Source organism: Pseudomonas sp. GL_135, from assembly GCF_057834665.1.
In genome coordinates, this window is the sequence record NZ_CM174408.1 from 3,545,656 (window position 1) to 3,567,723 (window position 22,068).

Consider the following 22,068-nt stretch of genomic DNA (forward strand, 5'->3'; position numbering starts at 1 on the left):
CCGGAGGGCACCATGCCTGATAAAGAATCCAACCGCGAAGACCTCGACCACAAGCCTGAAAACGCAGGCAAGGTCGGCGAGGAACACAAACAAGCCAATCAAAGTGGTGAACAACAGCGACCACCGGAAACCGAGCACCCGGCAGATCCTACGGACGCCAAACCTTGAGGCAGCCGCTCTAGCCCTGGCTGGTGGCCTGCTGGCGATCGTGCCGCTGTTTAGCGCAGCGGCCTGCCGCCGGCTCGGCAGCCTTGTCCACTTTCAGCCACCACGCCTCGCCTCGGCTGGGGTACTGAACGTAAAACGGTTGGCCCATTTCTGGCGTGGTGATGGAGATGCTGCGGTCCCACGCCAGCGCGAGAATCCGGTCAAACGGCTCGTGCCAGGCGTGCATCGCCAGGTCGAAGGTGCCGTTGTGGATCGGCAGCAGCCACTTGCCCCGCAGGTCGATGTGCGCTTGCAGCGTTTCTTCAGGCTGCATGTGCACGTCGGGCCAATCTTCGTTATACGCGCCGGTTTCCATCAGGGTCAGGTCGAACGGACCGTACTGCTCACCGATTAACTTGAAACCGTCGTGATAGCCGGTGTCGCCACTGAAGAAGATCCGCTGCTCGCCATCGAGGATGACCCACGACGCCCACAGGGTCTGGTTGCCGTCCCGCAGCGTGCGGCCTGAAAAATGCTGCGCCGGGGTCGCCACAAAGCGAATGCCGTGAATGTCCGTCGACTGCCACCAGTTCAATTGCTGAACCTTGGCCGCCGGCACGCCCCACTCGATCAGCGTATCCCCTACCCCCAGCGGCGTAATGAAATGCTCGGCCTTGTCCTTGAGCACCTGAATGGTCATGTGATCGAGGTGGTCGTAGTGGTTGTGGGAAAGGATCACCGCCTTGAGTGGCGGCAGGTCTTGCAGAAGGATCGGCGGCTGGTGAAAGCGCTGGGGACCGGCCCACTGAAACGGCGACGCACGCTCGGCAAATACGGGGTCAGTCAGAAAATATTCGCCACGCAGTTTGAGCAGCACCGTGGAATGGCCGAGGCGGTACACCGTGTTGTCAGGCGCGGCAAACAGCTGCTGGCGTGACAGCGGCTGCACCGGGATTTCCCCGGCCGGGCGCGTGTGATGAGGTTTGTTGAATAAAGCGTTCCAGAAGATACGCAAGGTCTTGCCAACGCTTGAGCGCGCCATTGGCTTGATGTTGAAATAGCGACCTTCGCGCCGAGTCAGGACAGGCAGCGCAGGATTTGAATCCAGGTTTTTTTCGATCGAGGCCATGGGGGTGCTGACTCCATAAAACGGGTGAAGGTGGCGTTGCGCGAGCTGCAAGCTGCAAGCTGCAAGCTAAAAAGAGCATGCCGTACGCCGTAAGCTTGCGACTTGAAGCTTACAGCTTGAAGCTCTTGGCTGCTTCTACACTACACAGTGTAGTTTCAAGCTTGCACGATGGGCAAAGAGAAGTAAACTGCGCGGTGTAATTTTCTTGCGGGGTGACGTGGTTGCCCGGCTCACCTCACAGAAGAGACCCCATGACTGCCCCATTGCGACTGACCGACCGTAAACGCGAAGCCATTGTTCAGGCGGCGATAGCCGAGTTCCGCGATAACGGTTTCGAGGTCACGAGCATGGACCGGATTGCAGCACGGGCCGAGGTCTCCAAGCGCACGGTTTACAACCACTTCCCCAGCAAGGAAGAACTGTTCTCCGAAATGCTTCACCGCCTGTGGTCCAGTGCCGCGACGCAGACTGATGCGGTGTACAAGCCTGGGGTGCCCCTGCGCGATCAACTGCGCGAATTGCTCGACGCGAAGATGAAGACCCTCGGCGACAGCAACTTCATTGACCTGGCTCGCGTGGCCATCGGCGCGACCATCCACTCCCCCGACCGCGCGCAGATCTGGGTCAGCCGGCTCAATCAGCGGGAAGAAACCTTCACCGTGTGGGTCCGCGGCGCCCAACAGGACGGCCGCCTCAAGGCCGTCGAGCCGGTGTTCGCCGCGTCGCAGATTCATGCGCTGCTCAAGGCCTTTGCTTTCTGGCCGCAAGTCACCCTCAACGAACCCCTGCTCGCGCCGGACAAGCAGCGCGAAGTGGTCGAGTCTGCGCTGGACCTGTTCCTCTGCTGGTATGAAATCCCGCTGGATAAATCCTCGACCTAAACCGTCCCGTTATCCATGGCCGCCGTAACGCGCTCGACAATCTGCCGGCGTGCGAGCAAACCCTGCATGGCGCGATCAGTGGCGATGGCAAGGATATTGGCGGGTGCCGAATCCGGGCGGCCCGAATCGTAGGGCGGTGCCGGCGCGTACTCCAGCTGCAGCTGGATGGTCCGGGCGGTATCGGCATCGAACACTTCGCTGATCAGCGTCAGGGCAAAATCAATCCCCGCCGTCACGCCGCCGCCGGTCATCAGGTTGCCGTCGCGCACCACGCGCTCGCGTACCGGAATCGCGCCGAACTGCTCCAGTAACGAATGGGACGCCCAGTGAGTGGTGGCGCGGCGGCCTTTCAACAGCCCTGCCGCACCGAGCACCAGCGCGCCGGTGCAGACCGACGTCACGTACTGCGCCGTGGCGGCCTGATGCTGAATGAACGCCAGGGTTTGCGCATCTTCCATCAATACGTCGACGCCTACCCCGCCCGGCACGCAGATCACATCGAGGTCAATGCAGTCGGCGAAGGTCGCGGTCGGTACCAGGGTCAGGCCGGTGCTGGACTGCAGCGGCTCGAGGTTCTTCCAGACCAGGTGCACGACCACGCCAGGCATGGTTGCAAAAACATCGTAAGGGCCAGTGAGGTCCAGTTGCTGGACGTTGGGGAATACCAGCAGGCCGATATGCAGGGTCATGGTGTGTTTCCTTGTACGAGAAGTGATTCATCTGACGGTATGAAGTGACGCTGCCGATGGGACTCGGGCCAGCGCCTGGACGAAACCACTGTAGCGAGCTAGCCTCTGGCGGATACGCCATAAAGCCAACAATTCACGCCAATTTTTTACAGCGAGGGCGCCATGCCTCATCAGCCCCGGCCGGTTCATGTTCTGGCCTTTCCCAACGTTCAGTTGCTCGACGTCACCGGACCGCTGCAGGTGTTTGCCTCGGCCAACGTCATGGCGCACGAAGCGGGCCTGAAAAAAATCCCCTACCGGCCCGAAGTCATTGCCAGCGAACCCGGCAGCATCGTGTCTTCCGCCGGGCTCGGCCTGCTTACTCACCCGCTGCCGTCCACGCCTTCGGACACGCTGATCATCGCCGGTGGCGGCGGGGTCCATGCCGCGCTGCTCGACCCGGTTCTGGTGGCCTGGGTGCGAACGCAATCCCTCAGTGCCCGGCGCGTAGCGTCGGTGTGCACCGGCGCATTTTTGCTGGCGGCCGCTGGCGTGCTGGACGGCCATCGGGTGGTCACCCACTGGGACAGTTGCGATGAACTGGCGCGGCGTTTTCCTCACCTGCGCGTCGATCCGGACCCGATCTTCATCAACGAGAACCAACTGTGGACGTCCGCCGGGGTGACGGCGGGGATTGATCTGGCACTGGCGATGGTTGAAGCGGACCTGGGGCGGGACATCGCGCTGGCGGTGGCGCGGGATCTGGTGGTGTTTCTCAAGCGCCCGGGCGGGCAATCGCAGTTCAGCACGGCATTGTCGATGCAGCACCAGACCCGCGATCAAGGCAGCCGCTTTGGCGACCTGCACGCCTGGATTCTCGACAATCTGGCCAGTGACCTGTCAGTCGGCACGCTGGCGGCGCAGGTCGGCATGAGCGAGCGCAGTTTCGTGCGCCACTACCGCGCCCACACCGGCAACACGCCGGCGCGCGCGATCGAGCAATTGCGCGTCGAAGCGGCGCGGCGTCTGTTGGGGGACAGTGCACTGCCGATCAAGCGCATCGCCGACCGCTGCGGGTTTGGTACGGAAGAAACGTTGCGGCGCAGCTTTATGCGCGCGGTATCAGTGACGCCCCAGGCGTATCGGGAGCGGTTCACTGCGGCATGAAGCAGCTGCGGATAAACCGCCTTCGCGAGCAAGCTCGCTCCCACGAAATTGACTGGTCGGAAGACAAACACCAGAGCGAAATTAATTTTCATGAATTGATCTTTTTATCCTGCTTCGTGTAATTTAATTTTCATCACGAAATCAGAGATAACAATAATGACTGCCTGTGATCGTCCCGCCCCCGCTTCTCTTTCGCCGCTGATGGCGCTTGCAACACCCACTGCCGAGTTCGTCTTCACCGCCTGGTTGCGCACCGGTTAATCCACCGGGATTAACCCCGTCTAGCGGGCCAGCCCCGTCGCCACCAAGCCCTGACCTCCTCATTCTCAGCAAGGAATCCGTTGCATGCCTCCGTCAACCGGCCTGTCTCTCTTGGTCTACGCCGCCGTCGCGATCATCGCCCTGATCGTGCTCATCGCGCGCTTTCGCCTCAATCCGTTCATCGTCATCACCCTGGTGTCCGTCGGCCTCGCGCTGGTCGCCGGCATGCCGGCCAATGCCGTCGTCGCGTCCTATGAGGGCGGCGTCGGCAAGACGCTGGGGCACATCGCGCTGGTCGTGGCGCTGGGCACCATGCTCGGCAAAATGATGGCCGAGTCCGGCGGCGCCGAGCAGGTGGCGCGCACGATGATTGACCGCTTCGGCGAGCGTAACGCCCATTGGGCGATGGTCTGCATCGCGTTTCTGGTGGGGCTGCCGCTGTTCTTCGAAGTGGGCTTCGTGCTGCTGGTGCCGATCGCCTTCACCATTGCGCGCAGGGTCGGCGTGTCTATTCTGATGGTCGGCCTGCCCATGGTCGCCGGCCTGTCGGTGGTCCACGCCCTGGTGCCGCCGCACCCTGCGGCGATGCTGGCGGTGCAGGCGTACCAGGCGTCAGTCGGCCAGACCCTGTTCTACGCCATCCTCATCGGCATCCCCACCGCGATCATTGCCGGCCCGGTCTACGCGCGCTTCATCGTGCCGCACATTCATTTGCCCGACGAAAACCCGCTCGCCAAACAATTTCTCGACCGTGAACCCCGCGTCCAGTTGCCAGGTTTCGGCATCACCATGGCGACCATTCTGTTGCCGGTGGTGCTGATGCTGCTGGGTGGCTGGGCCAATCTGATTTCCACGCCAGGGAGCGGCTTCAACAGCTTCCTGCTGTTCATCGGCAACTCGGTGATCGCGCTGCTGCTCGCCACGTTGCTAAGCTTCTGGACACTGGGTATCGCCCAGGGCTTTTCCCGCGATTCAATCCTGAAATTCACCCAGGAATGCCTGGCGCCAACGGCCAGCATTACGTTGTTGGTCGGCGCAGGCGGCGGTCTGAACCGAATTCTCGTCGACAGCGGCGTGACCAACGAGATCGTCGGCCTGGCGCAGGACTTTCACCTGTCGCCGCTGCTGATGGGCTGGCTGTTTGCGGCATTGATGCGCATCGCCACCGGCTCGGCCACGGTGGCGATGACCACCGCGTCCGGCATCGTGGCCCCCGTGGCGCTGGGTCTGGGCTATCCCCATCCGGAGCTGCTGGTGCTCGCGACCGGCGCCGGCTCGGTGATTTTTTCCCACGTCAATGACGGCGGGTTCTGGCTGATCAAGGAGTATTTCAATATGACCGTGGCACAGACCTTCAAGACCTGGACGGTGCTGGAGACGCTGATTTCGGTGATCGCTTTCGTCCTGACCCTCGGGCTGGCGCAGGTGATCTGAGTGGACATTCTTTACCAGATCCGTGCCCGCCAAGAGTCGTTCAGCGCCGGCGAAGGCCGCATCGCCAGGCTGGTGCTCAGCGACGTGGCGTTTGCCGCCAGCGCCAGCCTCGACGACCTCGCCGCCCGCGCCGAGGTCAGCAGTGCCACGCTGTCGCGCTTCGCCCGCACCGTGGGCTGCAAGGACTTGCGCGACCTGCGCTTGCAACTGGCCCAGGCCAGCGCCGTGGGCAACCGCTTCCTGACCGCGGAGCAGGCGCCGGAACAGTCAGCGTTTTTCAGCCAGATCGTTGGCGACATCGAGTCGACCCTGCGGCAGCACCTGGCTGGATTTGACGAGTCGCGCTTTCAGGCGGCGGTGGCCCTGCTGGCGCCGGCCCGGATGATTCACAGCTTCGGCATGGGCGGCGCGTCCAGCCTGTGCAGCGAAGAACTGCAGACCCGGCTGGTGCGGCTCGGTTATCCGATTGCCGCCAGCCGCGACCCGGTGATGATGCGGCTCATCGCCGCGACCCTCGGGCCCGAGCACAGTGTGATCGTCTGCTCCCTGAGCGGGCGCCCCCCTGAACTGCTCGACGCAGTGGATCTGGCCCGCAGCTATGGCGCGAAGATTCTCGCCATCACCCTGCCCGGCTCACCGTTGGCGGAACGCGCAGATGTGCTGCTGCCACTGCAGATCGCCGAAACCCATTTCATCTACAAACCCACCGCCGCGCGCTACGGCATGCTGCTGACCATCGACGTGCTGGCCACCGAACTGGCGCTGACGGCGCCCGACGCCAACCGCGAACGGCTAAGGCGGATCAAGCTCGCCCTGGATGACTACCGCGGCGGCGACGACGGCCTGCCCCTTGGAGACTGACCCCATGCTTTACGACCTGATCATTCGCGACGCGCTGGTGATCGACGGCAGCAATACGCCGGGCTACCGCGCCGACGTGGCCCTGCGCGACGGCCGCATCCAGCGCATCGGCGACCTGCACGACGTCTCCGCCCGCGAAGAAATCAACGCCGCGGGCCGCGTGCTGGCCCCGGGTTTCATCGACGTGCACACCCACGACGACACCGTGGTGATTCGCCAGCCGGCGATGCTGCCGAAAATCACCCAGGGCGTGACCACGGTGATCGTCGGCAACTGCGGCATCAGCGCCTCACCCGTTTCCCTGGCGGGGGATCCACCGGATCCGATGAACCTGCTGGGCCCCGCCTCCGCGTTCGTTTATCCGCGCTTCATCGACTACCGCAACGCAGTGGACGCGGCGCGACCGGCGGTCAATGTGGCGGCGCTGATCGGTCACACCGCCCTGCGCAGCAATCACATGGACGATCTTTTTCGAACGGCGCGCGCTGATGAAATCAGCGCCATGCGCGAGCAATTGCGTGACAGCCTGGCGGACGGCGCGCTGGGGCTTTCCACCGGTCTGGCCTATGCCTCGGCTTTTTCCGCCGAGACCGACGAGGTCAAACAACTGGCCGAGGAGCTCACAGCGTTCGGCGCGGTGTACACGACGCACTTGCGCAGCGAGTTCGAGCCCGTGCTGGAGGCGATGGACGAGGCGTTCGCGATCGGCCGTCACGCCAGATCGCCGGTGGTGATTTCCCACATGAAATGCGCGGGCGCCGGCAATTGGGGTCGCAGTCCGCAGCTGCTGGCGTCCCTGGAAAACGCCGCGCTGACCCACCCGGTGGGCTGCGATTGCTACCCCTATGCGGCCAGTTCTTCGACGCTGGATTTGAAACAGGTGACCGATGCGTTTCCGATCACCATCACCTGGTCGACGCCGCACCCGGACCAAGGCGGCCGCGAGCTGAAAGACATCGCCGCCGACTGGGGCCTTTCACTGGTGGACGCCGCGCGCAAACTGCAACCGGCCGGCGCCGTGTATTACGGCATGGACGAAAAGGATGTGCAGCGCATCATGAAACACCCGCTGTCGATGATCGGCTCGGACGGCCTGCCGGAAGACCCGTTCCCGCACCCGCGCCTGTGGGGTGCGTTCCCTCGGGTGCTGGGGCATTTCAGTCGGGACGTAGGGCTTTTCCCGCTGCACACCGCCGTGCACAAGATGACCGGACTGACCGCAACGCGCTTCGGGCTCACGGATCGCGGTTTTGTGCGCGAAGGCTATTGCGCAGACCTGGTGCTGTTCAACGCTGACACCGTGCGCGATGTGGCGGATTTCAAAGAGCCCAAGCGCCCGGCGGAGGGGATTGATGCAGTGTGGGTCAACGGGCATTTGAGCTATGCCGAGGGCAAGCCTCACGGGGAACGGCAAGGACGGTTCTTGCCGCGAAGCGGATCGCTGGTGGGTGGGTTTAGCTAATCTCTGTAGGACTGGCGCTCGCCGGGAAGACGCCAGGCGGCACACCGCAAATCAGGGCTTTACACACTGGCCTCTTCCCGGCTGAAGCCTGTCCTACTAAAAGCATGCGCTGTGTCCGTAGGACTGGCTTTAGCCGGGAAGCGTCAGGCGGCATACCGCAAATCTGAGCTGTACACACTGGCCTCTTCCCGGCTGAAGCCGGTCCTACTAAAAGCATGCGCTGGGTCCGTAGGACTGGCTTTAGCCGGGAAGGCGTCGGGCGGCACACCGCAAATCTGAGCTGTACACACGGGCCTCTTCCCGGCTGAAGCCGGTCCTGCTAAAAGCATGCGCTGTGTCCGTAGGACTGGGTTCACCCAATCACAACCCCACGGCATTCGCCAAACCCGATGCTCACTTCTCCGTCCTTGCGGCAGCGCGCTTTGAGGATCACCTCATCGCCGGCCTCCAGAAAGGTTCGCGTCTCGCCGTTGGGCAACTCGACGGCGCGCTTTCCGCCTTCGGTCATTTCCAGCAGGCTGCCAAGCTGGCCGGGCTGCGGGCCTGACAAGGTGCCGGTGCCGAACAGATCGCCGGCTTGCAGCTTGCAGCCGTTGACGCTGTGGTGGGCCACCATCTGCGCGACGGTCCAGTACATGTTCAACGTGTTGCTCAGGGACAGACGCTGGGGCGCGATACCCTGCTCTTTCATCCGCGCGGTGAGCAGCAGCACTTCCAGCTCGATGTCCAGCGCGCCGCCGGCTTGATCCTGCTCATCGAACAGATAGGCCATCGGCGGCGGGTCACCCTCGGGGCGCGCCGGTTGGGCCGCGCGAAACGGCGCCAGGGCCTCGGCCGTGACCACCCACGGCGAAATGCTCGTCGCAAAACTCTTCGACAGAAACGGCCCCAGCGGTTGGTATTCCCAGGCTTGCAGGTCCCGGGCCGACCAATCGTTCAACAGACAGAAACCCGCGATGTGCTCGCCCGCCCTGCCAATGGCGACGGGCTCGCCCGCCTCGTTGCCCTGCCCGATCCACACGCCCACTTCCAGTTCGTAATCCAGGCGTTTGCTCGGCCCGAAATCCGGCGCCTCGGCACCCGGCTTCAAGGTTTGCCCGCTGGGGCGCTTGACCGGCATCCCGGACACACCCAGCGTCGAGGCCCGCCCGTGGTAGGCAATCGGTACGTACTTATAGTTCGGCAACAGCGGGTTGTCCGGGCGGAACAGCTTGCCGACGTTCATCGCGTGATGAATGCCGACGTAAAAATCGGTGTAGTCGCCGACCTGTGCCGGCATGTGCATCTGGCAGTCAGCCATCGGCACCAGCAAACGATCCCCCATGGCTTGCAAGCGCTCACGCTGCAAGGTTTTTTCGTCGAGCAGGTGCAGCAATTCGTGGCGCAGGGCCTGCCGCGACGAACCGCCCAGGGCGAAAAAATCGTTCAACTGCCCGCGACAGGCGGCTTCGACGGCCACGCGCGCGGCGCCGTTGAACAGGCTGGCCTCAAGGGCTGTTTGCAGGTCGAGAATGAAATCGCCGATGGCAACGCCGCCGCGCTTACCGAAACCGGGGCGGCTGAACACGCCCAGGGGCAGGTTCTGCAGGGGGAAGTCGGGATGGTCGTTGGCGCTGGCAACCCAGCTGCGCAGGTGCTGTGAAGTGCTCATCGTTGGCTGTCCGTGTCGAAAGGCTTGAACGTTCTGGCGATGCCATCCCAACAGGCATCGTAATCGCTTTGCAGCTGTGGGCTTTCCAGCGCGTGGTAGCTGGGCCGCAGGACCTTGCCGGTCTCGAACATGAACGCCATGGTCTGTTCGATCTTGTGCGGCTTGAGCTCGGCGGCCATGGCCTTCTCGGCGCTGGCGTTGTCCGGGCCATGGGCGCTCATGCAGTTGTGCAGTGAGGCGCCGCCGGGCATGAACCCTGCGGCCTTGGCGTCGTAGGCCCCGTCGATCAGGCCCATGAATTCGTTCATCAGGTTGCGGTGAAACCACGGCGGCCGGAAGGTGTTTTCCGCCACCATCCAGCGCGGTGGGAAGATCACAAAATCGACGTTGGCCTGACCCTCGACAACGCCCGGAGACGTCAGCACGGTGAAGATCGACGGATCGGGATGGTCGTAACTCACCGTGCCCAAGGTGTTGAACAGGCGCAGGTCGTATTTATACGGGACGTTGTTACCGTGCCACGCAACGACGTCGAAGGGGGAATGACCCAGCGTGGTCGCCCACAGTTCGCCGAGAAATTTCTGCACCAGCACGGTGGGCTGCACGCTGTCTTCAAAACAGGCGTGGGGCACCTGGAAATCCCGGGGATTGGCCAGGCCATTGCTGCCGATCGGACCCAGGTCAGGCAGACGCAGGGCGCAGCCATGGTTCTCGCAGATATAACCTCGCGCGGCGCCGTCGAGCAACTCGACGCTGAATTTCAGCCCCCTCGGCAGCACGGCGATTTCTTGCGGCTCAAGGTCTAGCAGGCCCAATTCGGTGGTGATGCGCAGGCGACCCTGCTGGGGCACGATCAGCCATTCGCCGTCGGCGTTGAAGAACGCGCGCTGCATAGAAAGGTTGGCCGTGTAGACGTAGACGCTCACGCCCTCGGCCTGCGCGGCAGACGAGGTGCTGGCCAGCGCGTGCAGGCCGTCGATGAAATCGGTCGGTTCGGCGGGGATGTCGAACGCATTCCAGCGCAGGCGATTGGGGGTGACGGGGCCTTGCTGTTGACCGGTAATCTGCCGCTCGAGTCGCTGAAAACGAGGGTGCGCGGCAGACGGTTGAATACGGTAGAGCCAGGTCCGCCGGGCTTCGGCGCGGGGGACGGTGAATGCGGTGCCGGAGAATTGCTCGGCATACAGGCCCAGCGGATGACGCTGAGGCGAGTTCTGCCCGCGGGGCAATCCGCCCGGCATCGCCTCGCTGCTGAATTGATTGCCGAAGCCGCACTGGTAGCGCAAGGAGTCGGACCGGGGTGCTGTCGACATGACGACCTCTTATTGTTTTTATCGTAAGCGTGTTACGCATAACGTAATTTGAGTTTGCAGAAGGGTCAAGCTATAAAGCAGCCTTTCCAGACCGGGGGCCTCCCTTGCCATGACCGACGATTCCACCCCCGCCGCCGCGCCACGCCAGCAGAAAGTCCAGTCGGCTGAAGTCGGCGTCGGCATCCTCAAGGCGCTGGCCGAACTGGCCCCCGCCACGTCACTGTCGAAACTCGCCGAGTACGTCGACATGCCCGCCAGCAAGGTGCATCGCTACCTGCAAGCGCTGGTGGACAGCGGCTTTGCCGAGCAGGACCCGGCCAACAATCATTACCGTCTGGGCCGTTCGGCATTACAGGTCGGCCTGGCCGCACTGAGCCAACTGGACGTACTGAAAACGTCTGCCCCAGCCCTGATCGCACTGCGCGATGAACTCAACGAAACCTGCTTTCTGGCGGTGTGGGGCAACAAAGGCCCGACGGTGGTGTACGTCGAGCAGTCGCTGGGCGCGGTCACGCTGGTGACGCAGATCGGCTCGGTGCTGCCGCTGCTCAGTTCGTCCACCGGGCTGGTGTTCGAGACCTTTCTGTCTGCGACTGAAACCGCCCGGTTGAGGGAGGCGGAATCGGCCTCGTTGAACGCGGCGCAATTGCAGGAGATCGACCGGCACGTCTGCGAAATCCGCAGCACCGGGGTGCATCAGATTCATGGGATGTTGATGGCCGGGGTCAACGCGGTGTCATCACCGGTGTTTGCCATGGGCAACAAGCTGGTGGGTGTGGTGACGGTGGTGGGCTCGGCATCGGTGTTTACCGATCAGCGTCAGGCCCTTGCGGCACAGGAACTGCTGCAGACGGCCCAGGCGATCAGCGCGCGGATGGGTGGGGAAATAGTAAGACCGGCTTTAGCCGGGAAGGCTTCGGCGGTTACACCGCAAACTTGATGGCGTTCAAACCGACCTCTTCCCGGCTGAAGCCGGTCCTACTAAAACATCGCATGCACCCAGAAAATGAGCGGTGAGCCCGACTGTAGGACCGAGTACATCTGGTGGGACCGGCTTTAGCCGGGAAAGCGTCGGCATTTACGCCACACATTTGATGGTGCTCAAACTGGCCCCTTCCCGGCTGAAGCCGGTCCCACTAACAGCGCGCGTGCACCTACTTCAATCCACTGCCAACACCCCCCGTCGCACTTGATCGCGCTCGATCGACTCGAACAGCGCCTTGAAATTGCCCTCGCCGAAGCCGTCGTCGCCCTTGCGCTGGATGAATTCGAAGAACACCGGCCCCATCAGGGTTTCCGAGAAGATCTGCAGCAACAGACGCTTGTTTCCGCCTTCGGAATTGCCGTCCAGCAGAATCCCCCGCGCCTTCAGCTCGTGCTCCGGTTCGCCATGGTTAGGCAGCCGGCCTTCGAGCATTTCGTAATAGGTGTCCGGCGGCGGTGTCATGAAGCGCATGCCCAGCGCCTTGAGCCGGTCCCAGGTGTCGATCAGATTTTCGGTGAAGAACGCGACGTGTTGAATGCCCTCGCCGTTGAACTTCATTAAGAACTCTTCGATCTGCCCGGCGCCTTTGGACGATTCCTCGTTGAGCGGGATGCGGATCATGCCGTCCGGCGCTGTCATCGCTTTCGAGGTCAGGCCGGTGTACTCGCCCTTGATGTCGAAGTAGCGCAGCTCACGGAAATTGAACAGCTTCTCGTAGAAGTTCGCCCAATAGGCCATCCGCCCGCGATATACGTTGTGGGTCAGGTGATCGATGAACTGCAGGCCGGCGCCCTTGGGGTGACGGTCGACGCCTTCGAGGTACACGAAATCGATGTCGTAGATTGAGGTGCCTTCGCCGAAACGGTCGATCAGGTACAGGGGGGCGCCGCCAATCCCCTTGATCGCCGGCAAACGCAATTCCATGGGCCCGGTGCCGATCTCGACAGGCTGCGCGCCGAGTTCCAGCGCGCGCTTGTAGGCCAGTTGCGAGTCCTTGACCCGAAATGCCATGCCGCACACGGAAGGACCATGCTCCGCCGCGAAGTAGGACGCTTCGCTGTTGGGCTCGTTGTTAAGGATGATGTTGATCGCGCCCTGGCGGTACAGCGACACGTTCTTGGAACGGTGTTGGGCGACTTTGGTGAAGCCCATGATCTGGAAAACAGGCTCCAGCACGTTGGGGGTCGGCGAGGCGAATTCGATGAACTCGAAGCCCATCAGGCCCATTGGATTTTCGTAGAGATCAGTCACGGTCTTGCTCCTGCTGAAAAGTGAGAGGCACAGCGGCTCGGATCACGATTCAGCGGGTGGCGCGCAGGAAATCCCCCGCACGCTGCGGGCGAGGAAGTCGCCGAAGATCAATTGCAGACCGAAGCTTTTCATGGGGGAAAGATTACTCCGGCTTGTCCGATTGCGCATCGGGATGGGCGGTCTGAAACGCCGGATGCTGCAACGCCAGTGCTTCGACCCGGCAAATACGCGGGTACGGGCTCATGTCGACGTTGAAGCGTCGCGCCGCATACACCTGAGGCAGCACATACACATCGGCCAGGCCAACCGCGCCAAAACAAAACTCAGCGTCGCCAATCAGGGCCTCCACTGCGGCGAAGCCTTCGTTGATCCAGTGGCCGATCCACGCCGTCACATCGCCTTCGTCGTGACCCATGCCGCGCAGGCGATTCAGCACCGCCACGTTGTGCAACGGATGAATGTCGCAGCCGATCAGGGCGGCAACCTGCCGATGGCCCGCGCGGGCGAGCAGCGCTTCGGGGAGCAATGGGAATTCGGGGGATAATTCTTCGAGGTATTCGATGATCGCCATGGACTGGATGATCACCTCACCGCCATCCACCCTCAAAGCGGGAACGCGGCCCTGGGGGTTGATCGCCAGGTAGTCGGGCCGGTGGTGTTCACCGCCGTCGCGGATCAGGTTGACCGGCAGTGCGTCGAACGCGAGACCTTTCAGCGCCAGGGCAATGCGCACCCGGTAGCTCGAGGTCGATCGGTAGTAGGTGAAAAGATCCACGGGAATGGCCTGTTATTGTTGTTTTGGTTTTCACTACGGCGTAAGCGACTTACGCAATGCGTAAACTGCGGCAATGCGGGATGGCTGTCAAGTTCAGCTCCAGCTGGCTCAAGCCCAGCCCTCCAGCCGCAGAGTGGCGCGCACCAGCCGTTGCTCCTCGCTTTCGATCTCCCGCAGGTTGTCGCAGATGTTCTGGATGTGCGCCACAGCCGCCTTGCGCGCCTGCTCGGGCAAGCGCCCCGTGACCGCGTTGTACAGCCGGGCATGATGACGGTCGATCTGCCGCTTCTGGGCGTCACGGTGATAGAGGTTGTTGACCGAAGCGAACACCGTGTTGAGCAGCAGATCCGTCAACGAACGCAGGGTCTGCACCAGCACCGGGTTGTGGGACGCTTCACAGATGGCCAGATGAAACGCATGGTCGAGCCGAGCGTGTTCGGACGCCGGCATCGGGTGGTCATGGCCGGCCACCAACGCGTTGTAGGCCCGGGTGATCAGCACGAAATCCGCGTCGGTACCACGCAACGCTGCCAGCCGCGCGGACTCCCCCTCCAGCAGGCTGCGCACCTCGAACAGGTCGTACAGCGTGCGCGGCTGGGAAGCGAACAAATGCATCAGCGGCGAGGCAGCGGTCAGCCCGAGCCCGCCCATCTGCGCGACGAACGAGCCCTTGCCATGACGGGTTTCGATGATGCCCCTGGCGCGCAGCAGTTGCAGCCCTTCGCGCAGCGCAGTGCGCGATACCCCCAGCTTTTCGGTCAGCCGCCGTTCGGAAGGCAACAGCTGACCGACTTTGAGCACCCCGTCGACAATCAGCCGCTCGATGCGCTCGCTGACGACATCGGCGACTTGCTGCGGGCGCTGGGTTTGGGCAGTTTCCATGACTAAGTGCTCCTCGGGTTAGCGCTGGGTCCAGTCCGTTCGCTCGAATCGATCGGTAGGAGCCGGCTTGCTGGCGAACACATTTTTTCAGTCGCGTTCCAACAAGCTGGATTGCCCGGTTTGCCAGCAAGCCGACTGCTGCCACGGGCGTCGCACTGGTATGACCGCGGATATCAACCTGAACAGCAGAGAGCGTGACTGGCGCTATCTAACTGATATTCATGTGTATTAGCGGAAAATTTGCTGTTCCCTCATGGCGAAACTGGTTCGACCACTGCTCCACCCGGTAGACACTAAGCCCGGCTGAGCCAATGATGCAAGCCAGCCATTCACGTTCCGTCACGGAACGGGCCTCCTATAAAAACAAGACAGGGTTGCGAACCCACCATGAATATCCTGTACGACGAACGCGTCGACGGCGTTCTGCCGGCCATCGACAAACAACAGCTGCTCCAAGCGCTGCAAACCCGCCTGCCCGATCTGGACATCCTCCATCGGGAGGAAGAATTGCGCCCCTACGAATGCGACGGCCTCTCCGCCTACCGAACGACGCCGATGCTGGTGGTGCTGCCCCAGCGCATCGAGCAGGTGCAGACGCTGCTGAAGGTCTGCCACGAGCGCGGCGTGCCGGTGGTGGCCCGTGGTGCCGGGACCGGACTGTCCGGCGGCGCACTGCCCCTGGAAAAAGGCGTGTTGGTGGTGATGGCGCGCTTCAACAAAATTCTGCATATTGACCCCGCCGGGCGCTTTGCCCGCGTGCAGCCTGGCGTGCGCAACCTGGCCATTTCCCAGGCCGCCGCGCCCTATGACCTTTATTACGCCCCTGATCCCTCGTCGCAGATTGCCTGCTCCATCGGCGGCAACGTCGCGGAAAACGCCGGGGGCGTGCATTGCCTGAAGTACGGCCTGACCGTGCACAACCTGCTCAAGGTCGACATCCTGACGGTCGAGGGCGAGCACATGGTGCTGGGCTCCGACGCGCTGGATTCGCCGGGCTTCGACCTGCTGGCGCTGTTCACCGGATCCGAAGGCATGCTCGGCGTGATCACCGAGGTCACCGTCAAACTGTTGCCCAAGCCGCAAGTCGCACGGGTGTTGCTGGCCGCCTTCGACTCGGTGGAAAAAGCCGGGCGCGCGGTCGGCGACATCATCGCCGAGGGCATCATCCCCGGTGGGCTGGAAATGATGGACAACCTTGCCATTCGCGCCGCCGAAGACTTCATTCACGCCGGCTATCCGGTGGACGCCGAAGCCATCCTGCTGTGCGAGCTCGATGGCGTGGAAGCCGACGTCCACGCCGATTGCGACCGGGTTCGCGCGGTGCTGGAAAACGCCGGGGCGACCGAAATCCGTCAGGCGAAGGACGAAGCCGAACGCGTGCGCTTCTGGGCCGGGCGCAAGAACGCCTTCCCGGCAGTCGGTCGGCTGTCGCCGGATTACTACTGCATGGACGGCACCATTCCGCGTCGGGAATTGCCCGGCGTGTTGAAGGGCATTTCCGCGCTGTCGGAAGAATACGGCCTGCGCGTCGCCAACGTTTTCCACGCCGGCGACGGCAACATGCACCCGTTGATCCTCTTCGATGCCAATCAACCCGGTGAACTGGATCGCGCCGAAGCGTTGGGCGGGAAGATTCTGGAGCTGTGCGTGAAAGTCGGCGGCAGCATCACCGGCGAGCACGGCGTAGGCCGCGAAAAGATCAACCAGATGTGTGCGCAATTCAACAGTGACGAGCTGACGTTGTTTCATGCGGTGAAAGCCGCTTTCGATCCGGCCGGCACCCTCAATCCCGGCAAGAACATCCCGACCCTGCACCGCTGCGCCGAATTCGGTGCCATGCACGTGCACATGGGCAAGCTGCCCTTCCCTGAACTGGAGCGTTTCTGATGGATGCCCAACGTCAGCCGCCCTTCGTGGCCCAGGAGCGCGATGCCAGCGATGCGCTGCTGGAACAGGTCAACCGGGCGATTCAATCCGCCCTGCCGCTTCGCATTCAAGGTGCCAACAGCAAGGCATTTCTGGGTCGCGAGGTGGCAGGTGAGGTGCTCGACACCCGCCTCCACTGCGGCATCGTCACTTACGACCCGACCGAGCTGGTGATCACCGCCCGCGCCGGCACGCCGTTGTCGGTGCTGAACGCCGCGCTGGAAGACGCCGGTCAAATGCTGCCCTGCGAGCCACCCAGCTACAGCGATGGCGGCGCAGGTGATGGAACCGTCGGCGGCATGGTGGCCGCAGGCTTGTCCGGCCCACGCCGGCCATGGTCAGGCTCGGTGCGTGACTTCGTGCTGGGCACGCGGGTGATCACCGGCCTGGGCAAGCATCTGCGCTTCGGCGGCGAGGTGATGAAGAACGTCGCCGGCTACGACCTGTCACGCCTGATGGCCGGCAGTTTCGGTTGCATTGGCCTGATCACCGAAGTCTCATTGAAAGTCCTGCCCAAACCGAGGCTGTGCACCAGCATCGCACTGGAGATGGACAGCAGCACCGCCCTCGCCCGCCTCGCGCAGTGGGGTCAGCAACCGCTGCCGATCAGCGCCGCCAGCCACGACGGCCGCGTGCTGCGCTTGCGCCTTGAAGGCGGTGAAGGTTCAGTCGCGGCGGCCCATGACCGCCTCGGCGGCGAATCCATCGACCCGGCTTACTGGCGCGCGCTGAACGAACACCGCCTGGATTTCTTCACCGATGGCCGGCCGCTATGGCGCGTGTCATTGCCCGTCAGCACGGCGGCGCTGGACCTGCCGGGGGATCAATTGATCGACTGGGCCGGCGCGCAACGCTGGTTGAAATCCGACGCCAGCGGCAGCGAGATTCGGCGCATCGCCAGCGCTGCAGGTGGTCACGCCACCTGCTACAGCCACGGCCTCGATGACAGTCCTTTTCAGCCGTTGGCCACGCCCTTGCTGCGCTACCACCGCCAGCTCAAGGCGCAACTCGATCCGCACGGAATGTTCAATCCGGGCCGAATGTACGCGGAGATCTGAACCATGCAGACGACCCTGAGCGAACACGCCAAAAGCCTGCCCCGTGGCGAAGAGGCGGAAAGCATTCTGCGCAGTTGCGTGCACTGCGGTTTCTGCAACGCCACTTGCCCGACCTATCAGTTGCTCGGCGATGAGCTGGATGGGCCACGCGGGCGCATTTACCTGATCAAGCAAGTGCTGGAAGGCAAGGAAGTCACCGAGAAAACCCAGCTGCACCTGGACCGCTGCCTGTCCTGCCGCAACTGTGAAACCACCTGCCCTTCCGGCGTCGACTACCACAACCTGCTGGACATTGGCCGGGAAGTGGTCGACGCCGCCGTACCGCGCCCGCTGGGCCAACGATTACTGCGCGACAGCCTGCGCGCCGTTGTTCCCAATGCCGGGCTGTTCAAATCCCTGACCCAGTTGGGCAACTCCTTCAGGCCGCTGCTGCCCGGCGCATTGAAGACCAAGCTGCCCGGCAACATCCGCCCGGCCAAAGCGCGGCCGACCCGTCAGCATGCGCGACAGATGCTCATCCTCGAGGGCTGCGTGCAACCCGGTTTGTCGCCCAACACCAATGCGGCCACGGCGCGTGTGCTGGATCGGCTGGGCATCAGCGTCACATCCATCGCTCAGGCCGGTTGCTGCGGCGCCGTGGATTATCACTTGAACGCCCAGGAACAAGGCCTGCAGCGGGCGCGGCGGAACATTGATGCGTGGTGGCCGAGCATTCAGGCCGGTGCCGAAGCCATTGTGCAGACCGCCAGCGGCTGCGGCGCCTTCGTCAAGGATTACGGCCACCTGCTGCGCAACGACCCGGCTTACGCGCAAAAAGCCGCGGCCATCAGCGAACGCACCAAGGACCTGGTCGAAGTGCTTCGCGCCGAACCCCTGGAGCAGCTCGGCGGTTGCACCCGCCAGACCCTGGCCTTCCACTGCCCGTGTACGCTGCAGCACGCGCAGAAACTCGGCGGCGCCGTCGAGTCGGTGTTGACCCGGCTGGGCTTCAATCTCACACCGGTGCCCGACAGTCACTTATGCTGCGGCTCGGCCGGCACCTATTCGATCACCCAACCGGTGCTGGCGAAACAGCTGCGGGACAACAAGATGAACGCGCTGGAAAGCGGCAACCCGGACGTGATCGCGACGGCCAACATTGGCTGTCAGACCCATCTGGCCAGCGCCAACCGCACGCCGGTCAAACACTGGATCGAACTCATCGAGGACGCGTTGCCTCCAATTTGATTGCAGGCGCCCTGGCTCCGTATCAGACCGACACGCATGACACCCTTTGCCCTTCAGGAGAACTGCATGAAAACCAAATCCGTACTGACCCAGACCGAAGTCACCCAGATCCTCGCTGCCGCCCGTACCGAGGCGCAGAACAACGGTTGGGCGGTGTCCATCGCCGTGACGGACGACGGCGGTCACCTGCTGGGCTTCGAGCGCCTCGACGGCTGCGCGCCCATCGGTGGCTACATCGCCATCGAAAAAGCCCGCACCTCGGCGCTGGGGCGTCGCGAATCCAAGGGCTATGAGGAAATGGTCAACGGCGGCCGCACCGCATTCGTCACCGCCCCGCTGCTGACCTCGCTGGAAGGCGGTGTACCGGTGATCATCGACGGCCAGACCATCGGCGCCGTGGGTGTGTCCGGCGTGAAGGCCGACCAGGATGCGCAAGTGGCCAAGGCCGGGGTGGCGGCGGTGAGCGCGCAATAACGCCACCCGCGATAACGCTCTACGCGCCGGCGCCCAAGGGTGCCAACACCTATTCACGATGGAGACCCCTGATGACCGAATTCGTCAATTGCCACAACCTTAAAGTGGCGGCCAACCTCAAGCGCTTTGTCGACGAGGAAGTGATTCCCGGCACAGGCCTGACCCCGGCACTGTTCTGGGCCGATTTCGATTCGCTCGTCCACGACCTCGCCCCGGTCAACCGCGAGTTGCTGAAAGAGCGTGACCGCATACAGGCTCAACTGGACAAGTGGCACAAATCCAACCCTGGCCCGGTCACCGACATGCCGGCGTACATCGCATTTCTCGACAGCATCGGCTATCTGAAGCAGGTGCCGGCGCAGGTGAAGGTTTCCACTCACAAGGTGGACATCGAAGTGAGCGAACAGGCCGGTCCGCAACTGGTGGTGCCTGCCGCCAACGCCCGATACGCCTTGAACGCGGCCAATGCGCGCTGGGGTTCGCTGTACGACGCGCTATACGGCACCGATGCCATTTCCTCGGCCAACGGCGCCGAAATCAAGGCCGGGTACAACCCGCTGCGTGGCGAGAAAGTCATCGCTTTCGCCCGCGCTCTGCTCGATGAAGCCGCGCCCCTGGCGTCCGGCTCCCATGTCGGCGCCAAGGCCTACGCGGTGGACAGCGGCGAATTGCTGGTCACCCTCGCCGACGGCAGCCAGTCGCGCCTGGCACAGCCCGAGAAATACATCGGCTATCAGGGCGAGCCGCGCCAGCCGAATGCAATCCTGCTGAAGAACAACGGCCTGCACATCGAAATCCAGATCGACCCCGCCAGCCCGATCGGCGCCACTGACCCGGCCGGAATCAAGGACCTGCTGCTGGAAGCCGCGCTGTCGACCATCATCGACTGCGAAGACTCGGTCGCCGCGGTCGATGCCGACGACAAGCTGGTGATCTACCGCAACTGGCTGGGCCTGATGAAAGGCGACCTGACCGAAGCGCTGGTCAAGAACGGCAAGACCATCACCCGTCGCCTGAACGCCGACCGCCAATACACGGCGGCCGACGGCAGCGCGATTACCCTGCACGGGCGCTCGCTGCTGTTCATCCGCAACGTCGGCCACCTGATGACCAACCCGGCGATCCTCTACGACGGCAATAAGGAAATCCCCGAAGGCATTCTTGATGGCGTCATCACCAGCCTGATTGCCCTGCACGACCTGCACAACCGCACCAACTCCCGCGCCGGCAGCGTCTACATCGTTAAACCGAAGATGCACGGGCCGGACGAAGTCGCGTTCGCCAACACCCTGTTCAGCCGCATCGAAGACGCGCTGAAAATCCCGCGCAACACCCTGAAGATGGGGATCATGGACGAGGAGCGGCGCACCAGCGTCAACCTCAAGGCGTGCATCGACGCCGCATCCTCTCGGGTGGCCTTCATCAACACCGGTTTCCTTGATCGCACCGGCGACGAGATGCACAGCTCAATGGAAGCCGGGCCGATGCTGCGCAAGGGCGACATGAAAGCCACGCCGTGGATCAAGGCCTACGAGCGGAGCAACGTGCTGGTGGGCCTGGCGTGCGGGTTGCGCGGGCGAGCGCAGATCGGCAAAGGCATGTGGGCGATGCCGGACCTGATGGCCGACATGCTGGAGCAGAAGATCGCGCACCCGAAATCCGGCGCAACCACGGCGTGGGTTCCGTCCCCTACCGCGGCCACTTTGCATGCGCTGCACTACCACAAAGTGGACGTGAAAGCGGTGCAGCAGGAGCTGGAACAGGTCGATCTGGACAGCATCAGCGAAGACATTCTGCTGGACCTGCTGAGCATCCCCGTCGTCGAAAAGGCGGAGTGGAACGAGGATCAGATTCGCGAAGAAGTGGAAAACAACGCTCAGGGTCTGTTGGGCTATGTGGTGCGCTGGGTGGAGCAAGGCGTTGGCTGCTCCAAAGTGCCGGACATCCACAACGTCGGCCTGATGGAAGACCGCGCGACGCTGCGCATTTCCAGCCAGCACATCGCCAACTGGCTGCGCCACGGTGTGATCTCTGAGGACTATGTGAAAGATGCGTTGAAACGTATGGCGAAGGTTGTCGACCGGCAAAACGCCGGGGACTCGGCTTACACGCCAATGGCCGGCAATTTCGAAAAATCAGTGGCCTTCCAGGCCGCCAGCGCGCTGGTGTTCAAAGGCCGCGAACAGCCGAGCGGCTACACCGAACCGCTGTTGCACGAGTTCCGCTTGGCGTTCAAGAAGGAGCATTGATCGAGCGGAAGCGCTGGGGATTTGAAGTGGAGGTGACTTAGTCACGAATGGGCTGGGTCAGCAGCACTCAGGCTGGCTGACAGAATGCCTTCGCGAGCAAGCTCGCTCCCACAGGTTCAGCGTCTGACTCAAGCTTTGGGGTGGATGGAGGACTTGTGGGAGTGAGCTTGCTCACGAAGGGGCCAGTCCAGCCGCTGCATCTCTACCGGCTGGAAGTCAGCATTCGCGAGCAAGCTCGCTCCCACACGATCAGCATTCGACTCAGGC

Annotated in this window: 19 protein-coding genes; 12 read left to right on the forward strand and 7 right to left on the reverse strand. The window is 62.9% G+C overall.

The features are described 5' to 3' along the window. The first annotated feature begins 12 nt into the window (after positions 1 to 12). Positions 13 to 168 carry a hypothetical protein gene (locus AC3ISG_RS15760; protein WP_163022187.1) on the forward strand — a complete coding sequence of 52 codons (156 nt, stop codon included), beginning with the start codon at positions 13 to 15 and terminating at the stop codon, positions 166 to 168. Between the two features lie 10 nt (positions 169 to 178). On the opposite strand, the gene AC3ISG_RS15765 is transcribed toward AC3ISG_RS15760, so the two are convergent. Next, complete coding sequence (locus AC3ISG_RS15765; RefSeq protein WP_489297390.1) at positions 179 to 1,276, reverse strand: MBL fold metallo-hydrolase; 1,098 nt, start codon at positions 1,274 to 1,276, stop codon at positions 179 to 181. Between the two features lie 251 nt (positions 1,277 to 1,527). On the opposite strand from AC3ISG_RS15765, the gene AC3ISG_RS15770 reads away from it, so the two are divergent. Next, positions 1,528 to 2,157, forward strand: coding sequence for a TetR/AcrR family transcriptional regulator (locus tag AC3ISG_RS15770; RefSeq protein WP_122625351.1), 630 nt, complete (start codon positions 1,528 to 1,530; stop codon positions 2,155 to 2,157). On the opposite strand, the gene AC3ISG_RS15775 is transcribed toward AC3ISG_RS15770, so the two are convergent. Beyond that, positions 2,154 to 2,846, reverse strand: a complete 693-nt coding sequence (locus AC3ISG_RS15775) for a DJ-1/PfpI family protein (protein ID WP_122625350.1) — start codon at positions 2,844 to 2,846, stop codon at positions 2,154 to 2,156. The genes AC3ISG_RS15770 and AC3ISG_RS15775 overlap by 4 nt on opposite strands. A gap of 162 nt (positions 2,847 to 3,008) precedes the next feature. On the opposite strand from AC3ISG_RS15775, the gene AC3ISG_RS15780 reads away from it, so the two are divergent. The 4 genes from AC3ISG_RS15780 (at position 3,009) to AC3ISG_RS15795 (ending at position 8,010) form a co-directional block, all read left to right on the forward strand. Then, the gene (locus AC3ISG_RS15780) at positions 3,009 to 3,992 is read left to right on the forward strand and encodes a GlxA family transcriptional regulator (protein WP_489297391.1); all 984 of its coding nucleotides are present in this window, start codon (positions 3,009 to 3,011) and stop codon (positions 3,990 to 3,992) included. A 345-nt stretch (positions 3,993 to 4,337) separates the two neighbouring features. Next, positions 4,338 to 5,687, forward strand: a complete 1,350-nt coding sequence (locus AC3ISG_RS15785; protein ID WP_489297392.1) for a GntT/GntP/DsdX family permease — start codon at positions 4,338 to 4,340, stop codon at positions 5,685 to 5,687. Further along, positions 5,688 to 6,548 carry a MurR/RpiR family transcriptional regulator gene (locus AC3ISG_RS15790; RefSeq protein WP_122537988.1) on the forward strand — a complete coding sequence of 287 codons (861 nt, stop codon included), beginning with the start codon at positions 5,688 to 5,690 and terminating at the stop codon, positions 6,546 to 6,548. Positions 6,549 to 6,552: 4 nt separating this feature from the next. Beyond that, entirely contained in the window at positions 6,553 to 8,010 is a 1,458-nt protein-coding gene (locus tag AC3ISG_RS15795) for an N-acyl-D-amino-acid deacylase family protein (RefSeq protein WP_489297393.1), read from the forward strand. Between the two features lie 352 nt (positions 8,011 to 8,362). On the opposite strand, the gene fahA is transcribed toward AC3ISG_RS15795, so the two are convergent. Both fahA and hmgA read right to left on the reverse strand, forming a co-directional pair. Then, positions 8,363 to 9,661 carry a fumarylacetoacetase gene (gene fahA, locus AC3ISG_RS15800; RefSeq protein ID WP_489297394.1) on the reverse strand — a complete coding sequence of 433 codons (1,299 nt, stop codon included), beginning with the start codon at positions 9,659 to 9,661 and terminating at the stop codon, positions 8,363 to 8,365. Beyond that, positions 9,658 to 10,974 (reverse strand): homogentisate 1,2-dioxygenase, encoded by a 1,317-nt coding sequence (gene hmgA, locus AC3ISG_RS15805; protein WP_489297395.1) that lies wholly within the window; start codon positions 10,972 to 10,974, stop codon positions 9,658 to 9,660. The genes fahA and hmgA overlap by 4 nt, the downstream gene beginning before the upstream one ends. A gap of 109 nt (positions 10,975 to 11,083) precedes the next feature. Here hmgA and AC3ISG_RS15810 point away from each other — a divergent pair, with 109 nt between their 5' ends. Beyond that, complete coding sequence (locus AC3ISG_RS15810; RefSeq protein WP_489297396.1) at positions 11,084 to 11,914, forward strand: IclR family transcriptional regulator; 831 nt, start codon at positions 11,084 to 11,086, stop codon at positions 11,912 to 11,914. A gap of 219 nt (positions 11,915 to 12,133) precedes the next feature. Here AC3ISG_RS15810 and hppD read toward each other — a convergent pair whose 3' ends face one another. The 3 genes from hppD to glcC form a co-directional block, all read right to left on the reverse strand. Further along, a complete protein-coding gene (gene hppD / locus AC3ISG_RS15815; RefSeq protein WP_489297397.1) occupies positions 12,134 to 13,210 on the reverse strand; it encodes a 4-hydroxyphenylpyruvate dioxygenase in 1,077 nt (358 codons plus the stop codon). Positions 13,211 to 13,352: 142 nt separating this feature from the next. Further along, on the reverse strand, positions 13,353 to 13,985 hold the full coding sequence (gene maiA / locus AC3ISG_RS15820) for a maleylacetoacetate isomerase (protein ID WP_489297398.1): 633 nt from the start codon (positions 13,983 to 13,985) through the stop codon (positions 13,353 to 13,355). 108 nt (positions 13,986 to 14,093) lie between these two features. Further along, positions 14,094 to 14,867, reverse strand: coding sequence for a transcriptional regulator GlcC (gene glcC, locus AC3ISG_RS15825; protein WP_489297399.1), 774 nt, complete (start codon positions 14,865 to 14,867; stop codon positions 14,094 to 14,096). A gap of 387 nt (positions 14,868 to 15,254) precedes the next feature. On the opposite strand from glcC, the gene glcD reads away from it, so the two are divergent. The 5 genes from glcD (at position 15,255) to AC3ISG_RS15850 (ending at position 21,801) form a co-directional block, all read left to right on the forward strand. After that, complete coding sequence (glcD, locus tag AC3ISG_RS15830; protein ID WP_489297400.1) at positions 15,255 to 16,754, forward strand: glycolate oxidase subunit GlcD; 1,500 nt, start codon at positions 15,255 to 15,257, stop codon at positions 16,752 to 16,754. Then, positions 16,754 to 17,851, forward strand: coding sequence for a glycolate oxidase subunit GlcE (gene glcE / locus AC3ISG_RS15835; RefSeq protein ID WP_489297401.1), 1,098 nt, complete (start codon positions 16,754 to 16,756; stop codon positions 17,849 to 17,851). The genes glcD and glcE overlap by 1 nt, the downstream gene beginning before the upstream one ends. Before the next feature lie 3 nt (positions 17,852 to 17,854). After that, a complete protein-coding gene (gene glcF / locus AC3ISG_RS15840; protein WP_489297402.1) occupies positions 17,855 to 19,078 on the forward strand; it encodes a glycolate oxidase subunit GlcF in 1,224 nt (407 codons plus the stop codon). Positions 19,079 to 19,144: 66 nt separating this feature from the next. Continuing rightward, complete coding sequence (locus AC3ISG_RS15845) at positions 19,145 to 19,552, forward strand: heme-binding protein (protein ID WP_122625337.1); 408 nt, start codon at positions 19,145 to 19,147, stop codon at positions 19,550 to 19,552. A gap of 71 nt (positions 19,553 to 19,623) precedes the next feature. Continuing rightward, complete coding sequence (locus AC3ISG_RS15850; protein ID WP_489297403.1) at positions 19,624 to 21,801, forward strand: malate synthase G; 2,178 nt, start codon at positions 19,624 to 19,626, stop codon at positions 21,799 to 21,801. Positions 21,802 to 22,068: the final 267 nt, after the last annotated feature.

Excerpts from the sequence above, each read along its gene's own strand:
- AC3ISG_RS15760 (WP_163022187.1), top strand. The coding sequence starts at position 13 with ATGCCTGATAAAGAATCCAACCGCGAAGACCTCGACCACAAGCCTGAA.
- AC3ISG_RS15765 (WP_489297390.1), bottom strand. The coding sequence starts at position 1,276 with ATGGCCTCGATCGAAAAAAACCTGGATTCAAATCCTGCGCTGCCTGTC.
- AC3ISG_RS15770 (WP_122625351.1), top strand. The coding sequence starts at position 1,528 with ATGACTGCCCCATTGCGACTGACCGACCGTAAACGCGAAGCCATTGTT.
- AC3ISG_RS15775 (WP_122625350.1), bottom strand. The coding sequence starts at position 2,846 with ATGACCCTGCATATCGGCCTGCTGGTATTCCCCAACGTCCAGCAACTG.
- AC3ISG_RS15780 (WP_489297391.1), top strand. The coding sequence starts at position 3,009 with ATGCCTCATCAGCCCCGGCCGGTTCATGTTCTGGCCTTTCCCAACGTT.
- AC3ISG_RS15785 (WP_489297392.1), top strand. The coding sequence starts at position 4,338 with ATGCCTCCGTCAACCGGCCTGTCTCTCTTGGTCTACGCCGCCGTCGCG.
- AC3ISG_RS15795 (WP_489297393.1), top strand. The coding sequence starts at position 6,553 with ATGCTTTACGACCTGATCATTCGCGACGCGCTGGTGATCGACGGCAGC.
- fahA (WP_489297394.1), bottom strand. The coding sequence starts at position 9,661 with ATGAGCACTTCACAGCACCTGCGCAGCTGGGTTGCCAGCGCCAACGAC.
- hmgA (WP_489297395.1), bottom strand. The coding sequence starts at position 10,974 with ATGTCGACAGCACCCCGGTCCGACTCCTTGCGCTACCAGTGCGGCTTC.
- AC3ISG_RS15810 (WP_489297396.1), top strand. The coding sequence starts at position 11,084 with ATGACCGACGATTCCACCCCCGCCGCCGCGCCACGCCAGCAGAAAGTC.
- glcC (WP_489297399.1), bottom strand. The coding sequence starts at position 14,867 with ATGGAAACTGCCCAAACCCAGCGCCCGCAGCAAGTCGCCGATGTCGTC.
- glcD (WP_489297400.1), top strand. The coding sequence starts at position 15,255 with ATGAATATCCTGTACGACGAACGCGTCGACGGCGTTCTGCCGGCCATC.
- glcE (WP_489297401.1), top strand. The coding sequence starts at position 16,754 with ATGGATGCCCAACGTCAGCCGCCCTTCGTGGCCCAGGAGCGCGATGCC.
- glcF (WP_489297402.1), top strand. The coding sequence starts at position 17,855 with ATGCAGACGACCCTGAGCGAACACGCCAAAAGCCTGCCCCGTGGCGAA.
- AC3ISG_RS15845 (WP_122625337.1), top strand. The coding sequence starts at position 19,145 with ATGAAAACCAAATCCGTACTGACCCAGACCGAAGTCACCCAGATCCTC.
- AC3ISG_RS15850 (WP_489297403.1), top strand. The coding sequence starts at position 19,624 with ATGACCGAATTCGTCAATTGCCACAACCTTAAAGTGGCGGCCAACCTC.